Origin of the sequence: Nocardia sp. NBC_00565, from assembly GCF_036345915.1 — a bacterium.
Classification (GTDB): Bacteria; Actinomycetota; Actinomycetes; order Mycobacteriales; family Mycobacteriaceae; genus Nocardia.
In genome coordinates this window covers 8,615,501-8,637,634 of the sequence record NZ_CP107785.1, presented here as the reverse complement: position 1 = coordinate 8,637,634, position 22,134 = coordinate 8,615,501, and the positions used below count along the sequence as shown (strand labels likewise).

Below are 22,134 nucleotides of genomic sequence, written 5' to 3'. Positions count from 1 at the left end.
CATCCGCACCTGATCCTGTCCGCGCACCCCAACCATAGGAACGTTCCTCCCTCGCCCATCGTCAAGTCAACAGGCGGACCAGTCACCACCGATGCCGACCTGTGCGCACCGGCTCATGGATCTTCGGAGTCGAAGATCAACTCGCGTCGCCCGGACCCTCGACCCCCAGCAACTCGCCGAGACCGACGACGACCGCGACAGCGCCGAACTCCGGCGCGGGTGCTGTCGCATCATCGTCCAGGACCACGGCGTGCAGATCCTCCAGCCCCGTCACATCGATGGCGCCGAGACCGGAACGATCGATGAACAGATGCGTCACCCATTCGTCGCCCAACAATGCCGATAGCGTTACGTTGTCCAGCTCACCGTCGGTGGTGACCACCACGGACGCACCGTTCTCACCGGCCGCCACCACTTCCAGCAGCGCCGCCGCCGAATCCGCCCGACCGTGCCGGAACAGCCGGGATTCGAAGGTCAGCTCGGTGCGCGCCCGCAGCCGCTTGGTCGCCACCGCGATGTCGTTGTAGGACAACGTCACCGCGGCGACGAAGGCCGGATCCTCACCGCGCAGCGCCTGCGTCCGGTTCGCGTAGGTCACCGGTCGCGGCGATTCGGCGGCGATTTCGCTGAGTACGGCCGGATCGTCGAGCGAGAGCCAATCGATGCTGCCGGTGCCGATCGGTGCGCGGCCGCTGGTGAGACCGACCTTGACTTCCGGCCCGGCAGGCAGTGTTGTTTCGAGCGACCCGCGAGCAGTCGCTAGCGGCAGTCCGTCGAACGCGTCGACCGGAGTCAGCGCGGCACCCGCCTTGAGCACTGCCCACGTGGCGACCACCACCTCCACGCCACGATCCAGCCGGATCGCGACACCGGTGCGCGGACCACAGCCGCGGCTGATCAGCACCCGGGCCAGCCGGGAGGATCGCGCGTCGAGATCCTGGAAGGACACGGCGTCCTCGCCGCAGACCACGGCGGGTCCGCCCGGATCGTCTTCCACCGCCGCGGCCAGCGCCTGGGTCAGCGCGGCACCGCTGGTCACCGGCACATCGTCGGCCGTCTGCTCCAGCGCGCTATCCGGCGCGGGCAGTGCGCGATCGCGCTCGGCCGCGTCGAGAATATCGATATCGCCGATGCTGACCTGCGGGTCCGCGACGACCGCGGTGCAGATCCGCTCGAACCGGCGGCCGAAGGCCTGGACCGTCGACTGGTCGAAAAGGTCTGTCGCGTAGTTGAATACGGCGACCAGCTCGGCGGGTGCGCCGTCTTCGCCGTGCCGCGGTTCGACGATCACCTGCAGATCGAATTTCGCCGCGACCACGCCGGCGTCCAGCGCCGTAACGGTCAGTCCGGGCAGTTCCAGCGACGGCTGCTCGATATTGTCGAACGACAGCACCACCTGGAACAGCGGGTTGTGCGAGGTCGCGCGCTTGGGCACAACCACCTCGACCACCCGCTCGAACGGGATATCGGCATTGCCGAAGGCCGAAAGATCGGTCTCCCGAACGTGTTCGACGAGTGCGTCGAAGGTGGTCGCGGATTCGGTCGCGGTACGCAGCGCCAGGGTATTGACGAACATGCCGACCAGATCATCGAGCGCACGCTCGCCGCGGCCCGCGATCGGGGTGCCGATCGCGATATCGGAGCTGCCCGACAACCGTGCCAGCAGCACGGCCAACGCCGCGTGCACGACCATGAACAGCGACGAATTGTGTTCGCGGGCAATGCGGATCAACCCGGCGTGCACCTGTGGCGAGAGCAGGACGCCGATCGAGGCGCCGCGCATGGACGGCAGCACCGGGCGCGGGCGATCCAGCGGCAGGTCCAGCGCACCGGCGAGTCCGGCCAACTGATCGCGCCAGTAGGCCAATTGCTGTGCCGCCGTGGAGTTCTCGTCGTCATCGGTGCCGACGACCGCGCGCTGCCAGATCGCGAAATCGGCGTACTGCACCTCGAGCGGCGTCCAGGTCGGTACATCGCCCACACAGCGTGCGGCGTAGGCGAGCATCAGATCACGGGCCAGCGGGGCCATGGATACGCCATCGGCGGAAATGTGGTGCACCACCATCGCGAGCAGATTCTCGTTGCTCACCGCACTGGTCAGCAGCACACCGCGCAGCGGAACCTGTTGGGTGACATCGAATCCGGTCGACATCATCTCGGTGAACCAGGCAATCGGGTCGGCGGTCGTCTCGACCCGCAGCCCACCCGGCCACGCCTGCGCTACCGGCAGGATCTCCTGGTACGGCAGTCCGCCGGGACCCGGCGCCGGGTAGCGGGTGCGCAGCGCCTCGTGCCGATCCAATACATCGGCCACCGCGTCGCGCAGCGCCTGCACGTCGAGCGCGCCGCTCAGCCGGATCGCCAGTGGAATGTTGTAGGCGGCCGAACTCGTGTCGATCTGGTTGAGCACCCACATGCGCTGCTGGGCCAGCGACAGCGGCACCCGATCCGGGCGCACCGCCGGAACCAGCGGTGTCCGAGCACCGGTCGAGGACCCTGGCACGATGCGTCCGGCCAGCGCCGCGACGGTCGAGGCCTCGAACAGTTCACGTACCGAAACGTTCGAATCCAGCGCCTCGTTGATCCGGCTGACCGCCCGGGTGGCCAGCAGCGAATTGCCACCGAGGCCGAAGAAGTCGTCGTCCAGACCCACATCGCGCACGCCGAGCAATCCGGCGAAAACCTCGGCCACCGCCTGCTCGATCGGTGTCTGCGGGGCACGGAAGGTGGCGTCGCTGACGAATTCCGGTGCGGGTAGCGCCTTTCGATCCAGCTTGCCGTTCGGGGTCAGCGGCAGCGCGTCCAGCACGACCACGGCGTCGGGGACCATATAGCCGGTCAAGAATTCGGCGACGGCGGCCCGCAGCTCGGTGGCCGGCAATGGCGCGTCGGCCTCGGCCACCACGTATCCGATCAGGCGATCACCCGCGTGTTCATCCGAACGCACCAGGACGACCGCTTGGCTCACACCCTCGCAACGCAGCAGTGCGGACTCGATCTCACCGAGTTCGATGCGGAAGCCACGCAACTGCACCTGTTGGTCACTGCGACCGGCGTATTCGAGATTCGCGTGGCCGCCGAAACCCGCCCAGCGACCGAGGTCGCCGGAGCGGTACATGCGAGATCCGGGCGCCCCGAACGGATTCGCCACGAAGCGGGTCGCGGCGAGTCCGGGGCGACCGAGGTAGCCGCGCGACAGTTGCGCACCGCTGACATGGATTTCGCCGGCCACGCCGACCGGAGCCGGATGCAGCCGGTCATCGAGCACATAGCTCTCCAGACCCGGTAGCGCGCGACCGATGGCGCTGGCCGGGTTCTCGGCGAGCTGCTCGTCGAGCGCCAGGAACGATACGTGCACCGTGGTTTCGGTGATGCCGTACATGTTGATCAGCCACGGCGCGTCGACGGCATGGCGGTCGTACCAATGCCGCAATTGCCGCAGATCCAGTGCCTCACCGCCGAAGACGACGTAGCGCAGGGCGAACTTGCCCTGATCGCCCGCGTGCGAGGCACGGTCGGCCTCGGCGAGCTGATAGAACGCCGACGGCGTCTGATTGAGCACCGTGACCTGTTCGCGAATCAGCAACTCGCGCAACTGTTCCGGGGAACGGGAGGTCAGGTGGTCGACGACGACCACCGTGCCACCGTTGGCGAGCGCGCACCACAGTTCCCACACCGAGAAGTCGAAGGCGAAGGAGTGGAACAGCGTCCACACATCGGTCTCGTCGAATTCGAACATCAGCTGGGTGTTGGCGAACAGCTCGACCACATTGCGGTGCGCCACGCCGACGCCCTTGGGCGCACCCGTGGAACCCGAGGTGTAGATGACATAGGCCAGGTTGTCCGGACGCAGCCGCGCCGTGCGCTCGACATCGGTGATCGACGATTCGCCGAATCCGGCGGTGTCCTCGAGCAGCACCATCGGAACACCGGTCGAGGGCACGTCGGCAAGTAGATCGGCCGTGGTCAGCACGCAGGTCGGGCGGGCGTCGTGCAGCATGAACTCGAGCCGCTGCGCCGGGTAGGTGGTGTCGATCGGCAGGTATCCGGCACCGGCGGTGAGCACACCGAGCAGCGCGACCGGCAGCAGTTCGGTCCGGCCGACGGCGACCGCGACCAGCGCTTCCGGACCCGCGCCGCGCGCCATCAGCGCCCGCGCCACCCGGTTCGCGCGCCGCTGCAGTTCACCGAAACTCAGTGCGGTATCACCGAATCGGACCGCGATCGCATTCGGCCGGCGGCGGGCCTGCTCGGCGATGAGGTCGACCAGGGTCACCTCCGGAACCATCGCCCCGGCCGAATTCCATTCGTGCAGTACCAGATCGCGCTCGCCGGGGGCGAGCAGATCGATATCGCCGAGCACCGCATCGGAATCGACCGCCACGGTGGACAGCACCCGCAGGAAGCGATCGGCGAAGTCCTGTACGGTCGCGGCGTCGAAAAGGTCGGTGGCGTAGGTGAATGTCGCCGACATCCCCGGCGCGTCGGCGTTCTCGGCGATCTCCAACTGCAGATCGAATTTGGCCAGCGCTACCCCGGGATCCACCCCCGCGACGGTCAACCCCGGCAGTTCCAGTTCGGTGCGCGCCAGGTTCTGGAACACCAGCATGACCTGGAACAGCGGATGCCGCGCCGCGGAGCGCACCGGATCCAGCAGTTCGACCAGCCGCTCGAACGGCACATCGGCGTGGCCGAAGGCCGCCACGTCGACCTTGCGCACCACGCGCAGCAGATCGTCGAAGGTGATGCCCGGATCGATCTCGGTCCGCAGCACCAGGGTGTTGACGAACATGCCGATCAGATCGTCCAGCGCTGCCTCGCCGCGCCCGGCGACCGGGGTACCCACCGCGATATCGCGGGTGCCGGACAAACGCGACAGCAGCACCGCCAAGGCCGCGTGCACGACCATGAACAGCGTCGAATTGTGTTCGTGTGCAAGACGGTTGAGGCCGGCGTGCACGTCGGCGTCGACATCGAAGGCGACAACGCCGCCATTATTGGACGCGGCGGCCGGACGCGGGCGGTCCGCGGGTAGATCCAATTGTTCGGGCAGCGCGGCCAATTCGTCGCGCCAGAACGCGATCTGCTGTGCGAACACCGATTCCGGATCGTCCTCGCCGCCGAGAATCTCGCGCTGCCAGATCGTGTAGTCGGCGTACTGCACCGTCAGCGGCCGCCACTGCGGCCGTCCGCCGCGCACGCGGTCGGAATAGGCCGACATCAGGTCGCGGGCCAGCGGGCCGAGCGAGAACCCGTCCCCCGCGATGTGGTGCACCACGCCCACCAGCACGTACTCGGATTCGCTCAGCCGCAACAGCCGCAGCCGCACCGGCGGCGCGGTCGTCACATCGAATCCGGCCAGCACCTCGGCGATGACCAGATCCGTCAGTCCACCTGCGGCAGTGGCGGTTACGGCCAGTTCGGGAACCGCACGCGCATCGCTCGCGGGCAGTACGACCTGGAAGCCCTCGCCGTCGATTTCCGGGTAGATAGTGCGCAGCACCTCGTGGCGCTCGATCAGATCGCGCGTCGCGGCGCGCAACGCGTCGATATCGAGTCGACCGGACAGTCGCACCACGAGCGGAATGTTGTTGACCGCGCTCGCGGTATCGAAACGGTTCAGGAACCACATCCGCTGCTGCGCGTACGACAGCGGAATCCGGTCCGGGCGGGTCTGCGCGGTCAGTGCCCGGCCCACCGCCGAACCCGCGTGCTGCTCGACACGTTCGGCGAGTACGGAGACCGTGGAGGCCTCGAAGATCAGCTGCACCGGCACCCGCACATCGAGTGCGGACCCGATGCGCGCGGCCGCCTGCGCGGCCAGCAGTGAGTTGCCGCCGAGTTCGAAGAAGTCGTCTTGCGCGCCGACGCGCGCGTCAGCCGCGCCGCCGAGCAGCAGGGCCGCGAACACCTCGGCGACGATCTCCTGGACCGGATTCGACGGGGCACGGAACTGCCGGGCGGCGAAGACCGGCTCGGGCAGCGCCGTCCGGTCCAGCTTGCCCACCGGTGTCAGCGGGATCTCGTCGAGCACCATGATGACGGCCGGAATCATGTAGTCCGGCAACGTTTCCCCGATGTGGGCCGCCAGCTCTCCGGTGTCCACGGTGGCGCCGTCGCGCGGCAGCACATAGGCGACCAGGGCGGTGGTGCCCGAGGGCAGCGTCTTGCCGAGCGTGGCGGCGAAGTCGACATCCGGGTGCGTGGTCAGTGCGTTGTCGATCTCGCCGAGTTCGATGCGCAGGCCGCGAATCTTGACCTGGAAGTCGGAGCGGCCCAGGTACTCCAGCGCGCCACTGTCGGTGCGCCGCACCAGATCTCCGGTGCGATACAACCGCGCACCCGGATGATCGGTTTCCGCGCCGAACGGGCTGGCGACGAAACGTTCTGCGGTCAGCTCCGGGCGGCCGAGGTAACCCTGCGCGAGCACCGCACCCGAGACGTAGAGTTCGCCGACGACACCCGCGGGCACCGGGCGCAACCGCGAATCGAGTACGAACGCACCCACACCCGCGATGGCGGAGCCGACGGTGACCGGCTCCCCCGGCTCCAGTGCCTCGGTGCTGGTGACCATCACGGTCGCCTCGCTGGGCCCGTACGCGTTGAACATCGACCGGCCGTTATCGGCCCACCGTGCTACCAGATCCGCGCCGAGCCGGTCGCCACCGGCCACTACGACCTGCAGATCATCCAGATCATTCGTATCCAGCGATTCCAGCGCACCCGGCGTGATCAGCAGATGCGTAACCTGCTCGCGGCGCAGCAGATCGGCGAGTTCGACGCCGCCGAATACCGTCGGCGGGGCGATCACCAGGGTCGCGCCCGCCGAGAAGGTGAACAGCGTCTCCATTATCGAGAAGTCGAAACTCGGCGAGCTGAGGTGCGAGACACGTGAATCCGCGTCGATCAGATAATGCTCGCCGACCGCGGCCAGACCGGCCAGACCGGTATGGGTGACCGCGACGCCCTTCGGCTTGCCGGTCGAGCCGGAGGTGTAGATGACGTAGGCCGGGTGGTTTTCGTTCACCACGCGCACCCGGTCGGCATAGGAGACCGGGTGGTCGGGCCGGGCGGCGATGCGCTCGGACAGCACCGGATCGTCCATTTCGATCCAGTAGGCCGAAGTACCGAGTTTGGCCCGGTGCGCCGAGGTGGTCAGGCCGTGCTTCGCGCCGGAATCGGTCACGATGTGCTGGATCCGGTCCGACGGATAGTTGGGATCGACGGGCACATAGGCCGCGCCCGTCTTCGCGATCGCCCAGAGCGCGATGATGGATTCGACCGAACGGGTAATGCCCATCGCGACGTAGTCGCCCGCGCCTATCCCGCGCTCGATCAGCTCGCGGGCCAGGCGCGAAGAGGCGGTGTCGAGTTCACGGTAGGTGAGTTGACGCTGATCCGCCGCGGCGCCGGTCGGGTTGTACCGGATCGCGACCGCGGTGGCCTCTGCCTCGACCGCGGCGGTGAGCAGCTGCGCGAAGAGCGGGCTCCCTGACCTGCGTCGACGGCTACCACGGGCGGAACGACGGGCGGTTTCCATTTGGTGCATTTACCTCTCGCGTCCAGCTGGACCTGCTCCACCCCTAATGGGACATATAGCGCCGGGGCCAGCACAGTCCGGGCCATCATATAAGCCCGTTCCACGCACGGTCGCGCCTGCGCGGTGGGATCGCAGACGTGACAGCTGTGTATCGGACTTCGATTGTCGATGTTGCTACTGGCCGGTTCACAGTGAGTTACCTCACATTTCTCCCCCCTCGCCGACAGCGCGTTCGGCCGCCCGCTCATGCCAGATGCTGGTCAGCACCCGGCCGATTTCGGCGAGTCCGGTGGCGGCCGTCATCCGCCAGTGCGTGGTCGGCACCGCGCGATTGTCCACCGCGCCGTCGACCACCTCGGCCCAGATCGAGGCACCGATCGCACCGGTGGAATCGTCGAGGGCCGCGGTGAAGTAGATGACATCGCCGTGGAACCGCGCCGGGCGATAGGCATTACGTAGCAGCACCGAATGCACGGCGGTGTCCAGCACCCGAGTGAACCGATCGGATCCGAAGGAGGCGAACGGCTCCGGCAGTTCGACCAGCCGCTCGGCGAGTGCGCCCCAATCCACGTCGGTGTCGAAGCCGAGGTCACCGGCTTGCTCGCCGAGCAATCCGCCGATCAGCTCGGCCACCGGCACCGGCGAACCCGCGCCATCGGCGCGTTCATCCGGCGGATCGGCCATATAGCTGTCCATCACCGCGAGCAGGGCCACCCGCTGTCGGGCCGCCTGCAACTGCACCGCGATCTCGTGCGCGAAGACACCGCCCATCGACCAGCCGATCAAATGATAGGGGCCTTGCGGTTGGACCGAGCGGATCGCTTCGACATAGATCCGGGCCCAGTCTTCGATGGTGTCCGGCAGCTGTGTCGCCGCGGCCAGCGTCGGCGCCTGCACGCCGTAGATCGGACGCGCGGGGTCGAGATAGGCGGCCAAACCGGCGAACGACCATGCGATGCCGGAGACCGGATGGATGCAGAACAGCGGTTCGGTGGAGCCCGTCGCCCGCAGCGGCAGCAGCACATCGAAGGCCGCCTCGCCCTCGACCTGACCGCTGGCCCGGCGCGCCAGCTCGGTGACGAATTCGCCCGGGGTGGGTGCGGTGAACACCCGCATCACCGGAATCTTCGCGCCGAGCACCGAACTCAGCCGCGCGGTCAGCTTCGTGGCGATCAGCGAGTTGCCGCCGCGTTCGAAGAAGTTGTCGTCCATCCCGAATCGGTCCAGATCGAGCACTTCAGCGAAGGCCGCGGCGACGTTCTCCTCGATCGGGGTGGCCGGCGCGCGGTACTGCCGTGCCTCGTACATCGGCTCGGGCAGTGCGTGCCGGTCCAATTTGCCGTTCGGCGTCAGCGGCATGACATCGAGCGGCACGATCGCGGCGGGAACCATATAGCCGGTGAGGAATTCGGCCACCTGAACGCGCAGTTCATCCGCGTCCAGGTGGGCGCCCGAGGCGGGCACCACGTAGCCGACGAGCTGGTCACCGAGGCGTTCGGAGGTGTGGACCAGCACCACCGCTCGGCTCACGCCCGGGCAGCGCAGCAGCGCGGATTCGATCTCCCCCAACTCGATTCGGAAGCCGCGCAACTGCACCTGCTGATCAGTGCGGCCGGCGTAGGCCAGCCCGGTCTCTCCGTCGAAGTGGCCCCAGCGCCCGAGGTCACCGGTGCGGTACATGCGAGAACCCGGTGCGCCGAACGGATTCGCGACGAACCGTGCCGCCGCGAGACCCGGGCGGCCGAGATAGCCCCTGGACAGCTGGGCACCAGCGATATAGATCTCGCCCGGTGTGCCGACCGGTACCGGATGCAACCGCTCGTCGAGCACATAACTGTCGAGGCCGGGCAACGCGCGCCCGATCAGGCTGGCCGGGTTGTCCGCGACCTGTTCGTCCAGCGCCAGGAACGACACGTGCACAGTGGTTTCGGTGATGCCGTACATATTGACCAACCGCGGCGCCTCCGCCGGATGTCGCTCGTACCAGCGCCGCAGCTGACGCAGATCCAGTGCCTCGCCACCGAATATCACGTGCCGTAGCGCGAACTCGCCCGCCGATGCGGCCCGGTCGGCCTCGATGAGCTGGTAGAACGCCGACGGTGTCTGATTCAACACCGTCACCCGGTCTCGAATCAGCAGCTCGCGGAACAGGTCCGGCGTCCGCGAGGTGGCGTGGTCGACCACGACCACGGTGCCGCCGGTGAGCAGTGCGCACCACAGCTCCCACACCGAGAAGTCGAAGGCGAAGGAGTGGAACAGCGTCCATACATCGGTCTCGTCGAAACCGAACAGCGGCTGGGTATTCGCGCACAACTCGATCACATTGCGGTGCGCCACACCAACGCCCTTCGGCACACCGGTCGAACCCGAGGTGTAGATGACGTAGGCGAGGTGATCGGGTAGTAGCGGCGCGCGGCGGTCGGCATCGCTGATCGGGTCGTCGGCGAATTCCACTGTCTCTTCGAGCAATATCACCGGCAGGTCACTCACCGGGAGCTCGCCACGCTGTTCGTCGGTGGTGAGCACACAGACCGGCTTCGCGTCCGACAGCACGAAGGCCAGCCGCTGTGCCGGGTAGGTGATGTCGACCGGCAGGTAGGCCGCACCGGCGGTGAGCACACCCAGCAATGCGATCGGGAGCTCTTCGGTGCGCGAAACCGCCACGGCCACCAGTGATTCCGGTCCGGCACCGGCCGCGATCAGTGCCCTGGCCACCCGGTTCGCCCGCCGCCGCAACTGCGCGAAGCTCAGTGCGGTGTCGCCGAACCGGACCGCCATCGCATCCGGCCTGCGCCGGGCGTGATCTGCGATCAGCTCGGGCAGCGTCGCGGCGGGCACCCACGCACCGCGCGAATTCCATTCGTGCAGCACGCCGGCGCGTTCCTGCGGTGCCAGCAATTCGATATCGCCGACTGTCACGGCGGTGTCGGCGACCACCGCTGCCAGGATGCGGCCGAACCGATCGGCGATGCTCTGCGCGGTCGCCGCGTCGAACAGATCCGTCGCGTAGGTGAATTCGGCCAGCATCCCGTGGGTATCGCCGCGCGGGCCGACCCGTTCGGTCAGCGACAACCGCAGATCGACCGGGATCGGATCCGCCGGCCGGGCGTTGCGGAGGTCGATGGCAACTTGGTACAGCGGGTGCCTGCCGATTACCCGGACCGGGTCCAGCATGTCGACGAGTTGTTCGAAGGGCACATCGACGTTTTCGAAGGCGGCGGCGTCGACCGAGCCGATCGCGGCGAGTAGCGCGTCGAAACTCGCACCGGCGTCGAAATCGGTCCGCAATACCACCGTATTGTCGAAAGAGCCGCTCGCACCATCGATTTCGCGGCCAGTCACCGAGGTGCCGATTGCGATATCGGTGGTACCGGACAGTCGCGCCAACAGCACCGTGAACGCCGCGTGCAGCACCGCGAACAGCGTCGTATCCCGTGTCTCGGCGAGTCGGCGCAGGCCATGGTGCAGGTGCACGCCGACCTCGAGCGTCACCTGCCCACCGCCGTGGGTCGGCGCCACCGAACGCGGCCGATCCATCGGCAACGGCAGCTCATCCGGCAGCCCCGCCAGCATGGAACGCCAGTACCGGGCCTGAGTGAGCACGTCGCTGCCCACGACGCCGCGCACCGCCGCGACCGGATGCTGTGGCGCGGTAACGAATTCACCGAGCACCGCGCGCAACCGGTCGGTGAGCGCCCGCGCCGCCGCATCGGCGACGGTATCGCGCCGATGCAGCACCTCCACCCGCAGCCGAGTGTCCAGCTCGACCCGCACCGTGACCGGATAGTGCGTGTAGTCGACCGAACGCACGCCGGTGACCAGCAGCCCGTCGATGGCATTGCCCGCCTGCCGCAGGCCATCGGCATCGATCGGATAGGACTCGTAGGCGACCAGTGAGTCGAACAGCTCCGCCCCGCCCGCCACGCCCTGTACCTCGGCGAGCCCGAGATAGTGGTGCTCGAGCAGCGCCGCCTGCTCGGCCTGCAGATCGACCAGCAGATCGGAAACCGTTGTCCGCGTGCCGAATCGGACGCGCACCGGGATGGTGTTCACGAACAGGCCGACCATCACGTCGATACCGTCGAGCTGAGGTGGGCGACCCGATACCGTGACGCCGAAGACGACGTCGTCGCGGTCGGTGAGCTCGGCGATGACCACGCCCCACGCTGCCTGCACCACGGTATTGACGGTGACCTCGACCGCGGCGGCACAAGCCGTCAGTGCGGCCGTCTCGGTCGCCGAAAGCTCGAACGCGGACTTGCCGAATCCGGTGTCCGGCACGGCGGGCCGTACCAGCGCGGGGGCGAGCAGGGTCGGCTCGACGCCGGTCAGCGCCGCATCCCAAGCGCGCAGCGTGGTGGTGCGATCCTGGCGCGACAACCACGTCAGAAAGTCGCGGTAGGGACGCGCCGCGGGCAGCGGCGACGCATCGCTCCTGGTCGCGTACAGGACCAGCAGATCCTTCATCAGCAGCGGCATGGACCAGCCATCCAGCAGGATGTGATGCGCGGTCAGCACCAGGTGGGTGTCACCGGATTCGGTGCGGTACACCGTGAATCGCAGCAGCGGCGCGGCCGCGGGATCGAATCCGACGCGCTGGTCCGCGGCGAGCAGGTCGGGCAGCTCGGCATCGGGCACACCGGTGACCACCTGCCACGGCACCGGCACCGCGTCGGCGATCAGTTGCACCGGCCTGCCTTCGGCGCCGAAGGCGAAGGCGCTGCGCAGATTCGGGTGCCGGTCCAGCACGGCCTGTGCCGCACGGCGCAGGCGATCGAGCTCGAATTCGCCCGCGAGCCCGATGGATACCTGAATGACGTACGGGTCCACCGACTCCGCCAGCAATTCCATCAGGAACAGCAGTCCGGTCTGCAGCGGCGACAGCGGCAGCACCTCGGCCAGGCCCGGATAGGTCTCGCGCCAGCTGTCGAGCTCGTTCTGGGTGACCCGCGCGAGCGGCACATCCGACGGCGTCAAGCCACCGGCCGCCGGATCGGCCAGATGCCCGGCCACCGCGGTCAGCGCGGCCAGCCAGTCCGCGGCGAGTTCGCGCACCGCCGCCTCATCGATGATCTCGCTCGCGTACTGGAACAGCACATCCATTCGCGGTCCGGAGTCGGTATCGACGACGATCGCGTTGATATCGACGACGGCCGACGCGGGCAGGGCCGGATCCTGGCCGCCGTCCAGCTCGCCCAGCTCACCGGTCGGCAGCCAGCCCGGATCGGTCAGCCCCGCCGGCGCACCGCCCGCGGATACCCGCCCCAAGTAGTTGAAGCCGATCTGCCCGAGATCACCGGGGAGCGCGGCGGCGGTCTTCGGGTCGAGCCGGCGGAGCAGGCCGAAGCCGATGCCCTTATCCGGCACCGCGAGCAGCTGCTCTTTCACCGATCGCAGCACCGCCGCGATCGACGCACCCGCGTTGCCTTCGGCGAGGCCGGTGAGGTCGAGTGCGACCGGGTACACGCTGGTGAACCAGCCGATCGTGCGCGTCAGATCGGCGCCGGGGACGGTCGATTCCTCCCGGCCGTGGCCCTCGAGCCGAATCTTGGTGACCGGTGCGTCGAGACCGCGCCGCGCGCGCCAGGCCCGCACCGCCACGGCCAGTGCCGCGAGCAGACCGTCATTGACCCCGCCGCGATACCGCGCGGGTACCTCGGTCAGGACCGCGTCGGCGACTTCGACCGGCACTTCGACCTGGAAACGGCGCACCGTCGCGTGGGTATCGATCGTCGGGTCGAGAGCGCGGGTGCCGAGCAGCGGATCCGGTGTGGCCAGTACTTCGCGCCAACGGCCCAGTTCGGCGATGCGCGACGGCGTGCTCGCCGCCTCGACCAGACCGTGCGCCCAGCGTCGGAAGGATGTGCCGACCGCGGGCAGTGCGACGGTGAGTCCCGCGTCGCGCTGCAGCCATGCGGTGACCAGGTCCGGGATCAGGATTCGCCACGACACACCGTCGATCACGTAGTGATGCGCCGCGACGACGAGCAGATCGCGCGCGTGCGGTCGACGCAACCAGGTGCACGCGATCATCCGGCCCGCCGCCGGATCCAGCGCCGTCAGCGCGGAATCCATTGCGGCGTTGCCGATTTCGTTCAGTTCGGCTTCGGCGAGCACGTCCACCTCGGCGACCAGGGCCGCCACGTCGATGGTCCCCGGCGCCGGTACCTCCTGCTGCCATCGCCCATCGACCTGCCGGACGCGGGCGCGCAGCATGTCGTGGTGGTCGAGCACGGCGCTGAGCGTGGCGACCAGGCCTTCGCGATCGATGCCGTCCGGCAGTGCGAGCACCATGGTCTGGGCGAACCGGTCGAATGAGCCGCCGTCCAGGAATCCGGCGAGCACCGGTGTCAGCGGAATCTCGCCGATACCGCCGCCGGGCAGTTCCGCGAGCACGACCGGCGCGTTCGCCTCCCCGGCGATCGCGACGCCGGCCAGTCCGGCAACGGTCTTCTGCTCGAACACATCTCGCGGCGTGAACACGATCCCGGCCGCCTTGGCGCGCGATACCAACTGGATCGAGATGATGCTGTCACCGCCGATGGCGAAGAAGGAATCGTCGACTCCGACCTGTGGCACGCCGAGGACTTCGGCGAAGAGCTCGGCGATCCGCGATTCCACCGGACCGGACGGCACCCGCGAGACCGTGGCCGTGAAGTGTGGCTCCGGCAGCGCACTACGGTCGAGCTTCCCGTTGGAGGTCAACGGAACTTCGTCCAGTACGACGACCGCCGAAGGCACCATATGCGCGGGCAGCGACCGCGCCGCGAACTCCGTCAGCCGGTCCGGATCGACGGCGCGATCGGTCGCGGCGCGCACATAGGACACCAGAACCGTTGCGCCCGCAGCTGTTTCGCGACCGATGGTGACCACGAAGGCGACGTCCTCGTGCGCGCCGAGCACCGCATCGATCTCACCGAGCTCGACGCGGAAGCCGCGGATCTTCACCTGAAAATCGGTGCGCCCCACATAGTCCAGCTGCCACGCGGTGTCGCGCGACCCCGGCGCGGCATACCAGCGGACCAGGTCGCCGGTGCGATACATCCGTGCGCCCGGCTCGCCCCACGGGTTGGCCACGAAACGTTGTGCGGACAGCTCGGGACGGTTGTGATACCCACGCGCCAGCGCACCACCCGCCAGATACAGCTCGCCCGCCACCCCTGGCGGCACCGGATTCAGTCGCGCGTCGAGCACCAGCGCGGACATGCCGCGAACCGGCGTGCCGATCGTAATGTGCTGTCCTGCGGTCAATTCCGCATAGGAGGAGATGATGGTCGTCTCGGTCGGGCCGTAACCGTTGTAGTACCTACGGCCCGGTTGCCATTTGGCCAGCAGCTCCGGCGTGGTGACATCGCCGCCGACAGACAGCATTTCGAGCTGATCCAGCCCGGACGGATCGACCGTGCCGAGCACCGCCGGGGTGATGATCGCGTGCGTCACCTGCTCGGTGCGCAGCAGGTCGCCCAGGTCCTTACCGCCGATGATGTCCGATGGCACGATCACCAACGACGCGCCGACCGAGAAAGCGCACAGCCACTCGAGCACCGACGGGTCGAAGCTCGGCGCGCAGATGTGCAGGAACCGGTGCTCGGGTTCGAGCCGGTACAGGTCTACCGCGTGACGGAGCAGACCGCCGAGGCCGGCGTGGGTCACGCTGACACCCTTGGGCATACCCGTCGAACCCGAGGTGTAGATGACGTACGCCGGGTGATGCAGCCGCAGCGGCGCGATCCGGTCGGCATCGGTGAGCGGGGCAGCGGATCGGTTCGCACACCACGCGTCCGTCTCCGCGTCATCGAGCACGAGCCATCGCACGTCATCCGGCAACTGACCGCGATATTCGGTGGTCGTCAACCCGACCACGGCAGCCGAGTCGGTGAGCATGTGCCGCACCCGATCCACCGGATAATTCGGATCAACCGGCACCTGCGCACCACCGGCCTTGGCAATCGCCAGTACGGCAGCGACCATCTCATACGAGCGCGGCAAGGCAACGGCGACAAGGCTTTCCGGACCGACACCGCGTTCGATCAGCACTCGCGCCAGCCGTGCGGAGTACTCGTCGAGCTCGCGATAACTGATCGAACGGCCCCGGTAACGAATCGCCGTCCGGCCCGCACCACGACGCAGCCCACGCAACAGCAGATCGGGCAGCAGCCCACCGGCCATCACCTGATCCGGATACACCTGAGTCAGGAACTTCACCTCCGACTCCGCCAGCAATGGCAGATCACCCACCGCCAGCTCCGGCCGAGCGACGATCGCCTCGAGCAGCCGCACGAACCGATCCGCGAACACCTGAACAGTCGCTTCATCGAAAAGATCGCGCGCATAGGAGAACTCGGCGTACATCCCCGCACTCGACTCGCGAATCGCCAGCGACAGATCGAATTTCTCGGTCGCGATATCGAGATCGACCGGGGCGATCCGCAATCCGGGCAACTCGAAGGAGCTGTCCGGCAGATTCTCGAACGACAGTCCCACCTGGAACAACGGATTGCGCGCCGTCGACCGCTCCGGTGCGAGCAGATCCACCAACCGCTCGAACGGGATATCGGCATGCGCGAACGCCTGCAGGTCCACCTCCCTGACCCGTGTCAGCAATTCGGCGAAGCCGATCCGGCCGGGCACCTCGGTGCGCAGCACGAGGGTATTCACGAACATGCCGATGACCTCGTCGAGTTCGGCTTCGCCACGCCCCGCGACCGGTGTGCCTATCGCGATATCGTCGGTACCCGACAGTCGCGCCAGCAACACCGCGAGGGCGGCGTGTACGACCATGAACAGCGTCGCATTGTGCTCACGAGCCAAGCGCCCCAGCGCCTCGGACAACCGCGCATCGATCGTGAAATCGGTGCGGCCACCGACGAACGACCGCACCGCGGGCCTGGTCCGGTCCGACGGCAGGTTCAGCTCATCCGGCAGCTCCGCCAGCGCCCGCCGCCAATACGACACCTGTTGTCCAGCAAGCGAATCCGCATCCGCTTCCGATCCGAGCACGGCCCGCTGCCACATCGCGAAGTCCGCGTACTGCACCGGCAACGGCGTCCACGCCGGCGCCGATCCGCCGCCGCGCGCGACGTACGCCAGCAGCAGATCACGGGTCAGCGGACCCATCGACCAGCCATCGGCGCTGATGTGATGCGCCACCACTACCAGCACATGCTCGTCGTCGGCACAGCGCAGCAGTGCGGCGCGCAACGGCACCTCGGCGGTCACATCGAAACCCGCACCGACCAGCTCGGCGATTCGCGCCGGCAGCGCGTCGACCGCGACCGGCTCCGGCGTGAGGTCCGGTACCGCCTGTCCCACCGGCACAATCACCTGGGACGCGACACCGTCATCGGCCGGATACCGGGTGCGCAGCACCTCGTGCCGAGCCACGACATCGGCGACGGCCGACTGCAACGCATCGACATCCAGCGCGCCGGACAGGCGCACCGCCACCGGCACGTTGTACGCGGCCGATGCGGTATCGAACTGGTTCAGGAACCACATGCGCTGCTGTGCCAGCGACAACGGCACCCGCTCCGGCCGGGGACCGGCGGCCGGCCGCGGCCGTCGACCGGATCCCGCCCGCTGCTCCACCCGGACCGCCAGCGCGGCTACAGTGCTCGCCTCGAACAACATTCGCACTGGCACCTGCGCATCCAGGGCCGCACCCAGCCGGGCCGCCACCTGGGTGGCGATCAGCGAATTGCCGCCCAGTGCGAAGAAGTCGTCGTCGATACCGACGCGATCCAGCCCGAGCACATCGGTGAATACACCGGCGACGATCTCCTCGATCGGCGTCGATGGCGCGCGGAAGACGTGCGTCTCGAATTCGGGCGCGGGCAATGCCTTTCGATCCAGCTTGCCGTTGGCATTGCGCGGCAGCGCGTCCAAGACCACGAAGGCGGCGGGCACCATATAGGACGGCAGCACAGTGGTCAGCGTCGACTGCACCTGCGCCACATCGACATCGGCACCGGCCGAGGGGACCAGGTAGGCGACGAGTCGAGCGCCGGTGTGCGGATCGTCATCGGCGATGACGACGGCCTGGGCGATTTCGGGCCGGGCCAGTAGCGCGGACTCGATCTCACCCAGCTCGATACGGAAACCACGGATCTTCACCTGGAAATCGGTACGACCCCGATAAACCAACCCACCATCAACATTCCACGCCACCACATCACCCGTGCGATACATACGCGCACCAGGCTCGAACGGATTCGCCACAAACCGATCCGCAGTCAAATCCGGCCGACCAAAATAACCACGCGCCAACTGCACACCAGCCAAATACAACTCACCCGAAACACCCACCGGCACCGGACGCAAACGCCAATCCAGCACATAGACACGACAGTTCCACTCCGGCGCACCAATCGACACCGACACCACATCCGCATCGGTCACCCGATGACTGGTGACCGACACCGCCGCCTCGGTCGGACCGTACAGATTGAACAGTTCCTTCTGCGGATAGGTCGCCCGGAACCGCTGTGCCAGACCGGCGGGCAGCGCCTCACCGATCGCCAATACCCGCCGCAACGTGAACGGCAGCCGACCGGTGAGCAGCGCGTCCAGCATCGACGGCACCGCGTGCAGGGTGGTCACCGCTTCCCGCGCCATCAGGTCGTTCAGATAGGCGGGGTCACGGTGTCCGTCGGGCGTGGCGAGCACCAGTCGACCGCCGCATACGACCGTCGTCCAGAACTCCCATACCGACAGGTCGAAGGTGGCGGCCGTCTTCAGCACCACCGCATCGCCGGGGCCGAGCCCGAATGCGCTGATCTTCCAACGCAATTGGTTGACGATCGCGGCATGCGACACCGCGACGCCCTTCGGACGCCCCGTGGAGCCCGATGTGAAGGTCACATACGCGGTATTCGCCGCCCGCAGCGGCGTCGTCCGCTCGCCGTCGTCGATCGGCGTCGCGGCCAGGTGGCCGAGGTCGAGCCGACGCAGCGGCACAACCGGCGCGACATCGGTGTCGAAATCCGCATCGGTGCTGGTCAATACGCACGCTGGTGCCGCAGTGCGCAGGACGTAATCGATCCGCTCCCGCGCTTGGTCCGGATCCAGGGGCACATACGCGGCACCGGATTTGGCCACCGCATACATCGCCACGACCAGATCCACCGACCGCCCTATCGCCAGCGCCACCCGCGACTCCGGACCGATGCCCAGCGAAATCAGGTACCGCGCAAGCTGGTTCACCCGCGCATCCAGCTCGCCGTAGGTGACCGGCGTACCATCGGAGCCCATCAATGCCAGCGCAGCCGGGGTAGCTGCGACAGTCGCGTCCAACAATGACACCAGGGTCGTGTCCACATCCACCGCGTGGTCGGTCGCATTCCGACCGGAGATCAGCGCGGCCCGCTCCGCGGCATCGAGCAGCTCCAAGTCGCCGACGGCGGTGCGCGGGTCGGCGATGATCTCGCCGAGCAACCGCGTGAACCGCGCCACGAAACCCCGGACCGTCGCCTCATCGAACAGATCGCGGGCATAGGTGACGGCACCGCGGATACCCGCTGGGGCACCGGCCTCATCGAAGACATCGCCCACGATCCAGTGCAGATCGAACTGCGAGACCGCGGCATCGAAGTCCACCCCCGAAACGGTCAGTCCGGCCAGCTCCAGACTCGTCGCGGCCAGATTCTGGAACGACAATCCCACCTGGAACAGCGGATGCCGCGCGGTCGAGCGCGCCGGGTTGAGTACCTCGACCAGTCGCTCAAACGGCACATCCGCGTTGGCGAACGCCTGAATATCGTGTTCGCGCTGACCCGCGAGCAGTTCGGTGAAGGGCGCGGCGGCATCGACCCGCGTCCGGAACACCAAGGTATTGACGAACATGCCGATCAGATCGTCCAGCGCCGCCTCACCACGACCGGCCATGGGCGTGCCGACGGCGATGTCATCGGTGCCCGACAGCCGGGCCAGCAGCACCGCGAGCGCGGTGTGCACGACCATGAACAGTGTCGCGCCCTCGGTGCGGGCCAATTCGGCCAGCGCCCGGTGGGTTTCGGCATCGATATGCACCGCGACCTTGCCGCCGACGAAGGATTGCACCGCGGGCCGCGGCCGATCGGTCGGCAGGTCCAGCTGGTCCGGCAGCTCCGCGAGTGCGCAGCGCCAATAGGCGATCTGCCCGGCCGCCAACGATTCCGGATCGTCCTCGTCACCCAGCAGCTCGCGCTGCCAGATGCTGTAGTCCGCGTATTGCACCGGCAGCGGTGCCCACTCCGGTGCGGTACCGGTCGATCGAGCGGCGTAGGCCGTCATCAGATCCCGAGTCAGCGGCCCCATCGACGTGCCGTCGCCGGCGATGTGGTGCACCACCAGCGCCAGCACGAACTCGGCCGGCGCGTCCGCATCATCGACCGCGAACAGCGCGACCCGCAGCGGCACTTCGGCGGTCACGTCAAAGGTCGTCGAAAGCAATTCGCGCACAACGGATTCGAAATGCTCGACCGCGACCGCCTGAACCATCAGCTCGGGTACCGCGTCATCCGGCGGCAGGATGACCTGCACCGGACCGGATGCGGTCTGCGGATACACCGTCCGCAGCACCTCATGGCGCGTAACGAGATCCGCGACCGCCGCCCGCAACGCGGACACGTCGAGCGCACCGCGCACATGCACCGCGATCGGGATGTTGTACGCCGCCGACGCCGCGTCGAAGCGGTTCAGGAACCACATCCGCTGCTGCGCGAGCGACAGCGGAATCGCCGCCGGCCGTGGACCGGCCCGCAACGCCGTACGATCCCCCGCACCCGCGTGCGGCGCTACCGCGGCGGCCAGCCCGGCGACAGTCGGCTCCTCGAAGAGCAGCCGCACCGGCACCCGCGCGTCCAAAGCCTCCCCGAGCCGCGCCATCAACTGAGTGCCGATCAGCGAGTTGCCACCGAGTGCGAAGAAGTCGTCGTCCGCACCGACCGGCACCTCGAGCCCGAGGACCTCGGCGAAGAGTTCGGCGAGCACCGGCTCGACCGCGCCCGTTGGCGCGCGGAAGGTCGTGCTGCGCAACCGCGGTGCGGGCAGCGCCTGCCGGTCCAACTTGCCGACCGGGGTCAGCGGGATTTCCGCGAGCACCATGATGTCGCTCGGCACCATATGGGCCGGGAGTTTCCGTTCTGCCAGTGCGGCCAATTCCGCGGTATCGACCGACATCTCGTCGGCGGCGCGCACATACGACACCAGAATCGTGGTGCCGCTGTCCTGTTCGTGTCCGACGGTGACCACGAAACCGACACTCTCGTGCGCGGCCAGCACCGCGTCGATCTCACCGAGTTCGATGCGGAAGCCACGAATCTTCACCTGGAAGTCGTTGCGCCCCAGATACTCCAGCTCCCGCTCCGCCGTCCAGCGCACCAGATCGCCGGTGCGGTAGAGCCGAGCGCCCGGCGCACCGAACGGGTCGGCCACGAAACGGGCGGCGGTCAGTCCCGGTCGGCCGTGATAGCCGCGCGCCAGTTGCGCACCGGAGATATAGAGTTCGCCGACAACCCGGCCCGGTACCGGCGTCAGTTCCTCGTCCAGCACATACTCGGTGATGCCGCGGATCGGCCCACCGATCGTCACCGGCACGCCGGGCGTCATCGGCGCACTGATATTGGTCATGATCGTGGTCTCGGTGGGCCCGTATCCGTTGTAGAACTCACGGATTCGGCCCTGGGCGATCGGAACAACCCAGCGCTGCACCAACTCCGGCGGGCACGCCTCACCACCGGCGACCACGACACGCAATTCGTCCAGCCCCTCGGGCGAGACCGAGGCGAGTGCGGCCGGGGTGATGAAGGCATGGGTCACCCGCTCGCGTCGCAGCAGCGCAGCCAGTTCGGCACCGCCGTACACCGTCGGCGCGGCGACCACCATCGTCGCACCCCGGCTCAACGCCAACAGCAGCTCCAGTACCGACGCGTCGAAGGAGGGCGACGCGAAATGCAGTGTGCGCGAATCGGATGTCACCTGATAACGCTCGCGCTGCTCGTCGCAGAAATTCGAGAGCCCGGCCTGCGTGACGACCACGCCCTTGGGCGTACCGGTCGATCCGGAGGTATAGATGACGTAGGCCGGATGTTCGGCCCGCAGTTGCCGAACCCGGTCCGCGTAAGTGATGGGATCGGCCGAATACGCCTCGAGTCGCCGCGCGAACGCCGCGGTGTCGATGGCCAGCCACTCCGTCGTACCGGGTAGCGACTCGGCCGCCACCGTGATGCCGAGTGCCGCACCGGAATCCGACAGCATGTGCGCCACGCGATCAGCGGGATAGTTCGGGTCGACCGGAACGAATCCGGCACCGGTCTTGGCGATCGCCCACACCGCGACCACCGACGCCACCGACCGCGCGATGCCGACGGCGACCAGATCCTCGGGTCCGACCCCGCGTTCGATCAGCAAGCGCGCCAAGCGATTCGACCGATCATCGAGTTCGGCGTAACTCAGCCGCGCCGATGTCGTTGTCGCGTCCGCGAAGACGACCGCCGGTCCGGCCGGATTGGCCTCCACCGCGGTGGTCAGCAACTGCGGCAGGGTCTTGATCCGCGGGCGTCGAATCCGGTTGGGGCGCTCACGATTCGGCCGCGTCATGCGCCGAACCCCGGCCG

The 22,134-nt window shown here is 67.8% G+C and carries 2 protein-coding genes; both read right to left on the bottom strand.

Annotated elements, in window-relative coordinates:
- Nucleotides 1–136: 136 nt before the first annotated feature.
- Nucleotides 137–7,540, bottom strand: a complete 7,404-nt coding sequence (locus OG874_RS39765; RefSeq protein ID WP_330252184.1) for an amino acid adenylation domain-containing protein — start codon at nucleotides 7,538–7,540, stop codon at nucleotides 137–139.
- A gap of 201 nt (nucleotides 7,541–7,741) precedes the next feature.
- Nucleotides 7,742–22,117, bottom strand: coding sequence for a non-ribosomal peptide synthetase (locus OG874_RS39760; RefSeq protein ID WP_330252183.1), 14,376 nt, complete (start codon nucleotides 22,115–22,117; stop codon nucleotides 7,742–7,744).
- Between the last annotated feature and the right edge of the window lie 17 nt (nucleotides 22,118–22,134).

Excerpts from the sequence above, each read along its gene's own strand:
- OG874_RS39765 (WP_330252184.1), bottom strand. The coding sequence starts at position 7,540 with ATGGAAACCGCCCGTCGTTCCGCCCGTGGTAGCCGTCGACGCAGGTCA.
- OG874_RS39760 (WP_330252183.1), bottom strand. The coding sequence starts at position 22,117 with ATGACGCGGCCGAATCGTGAGCGCCCCAACCGGATTCGACGCCCGCGG.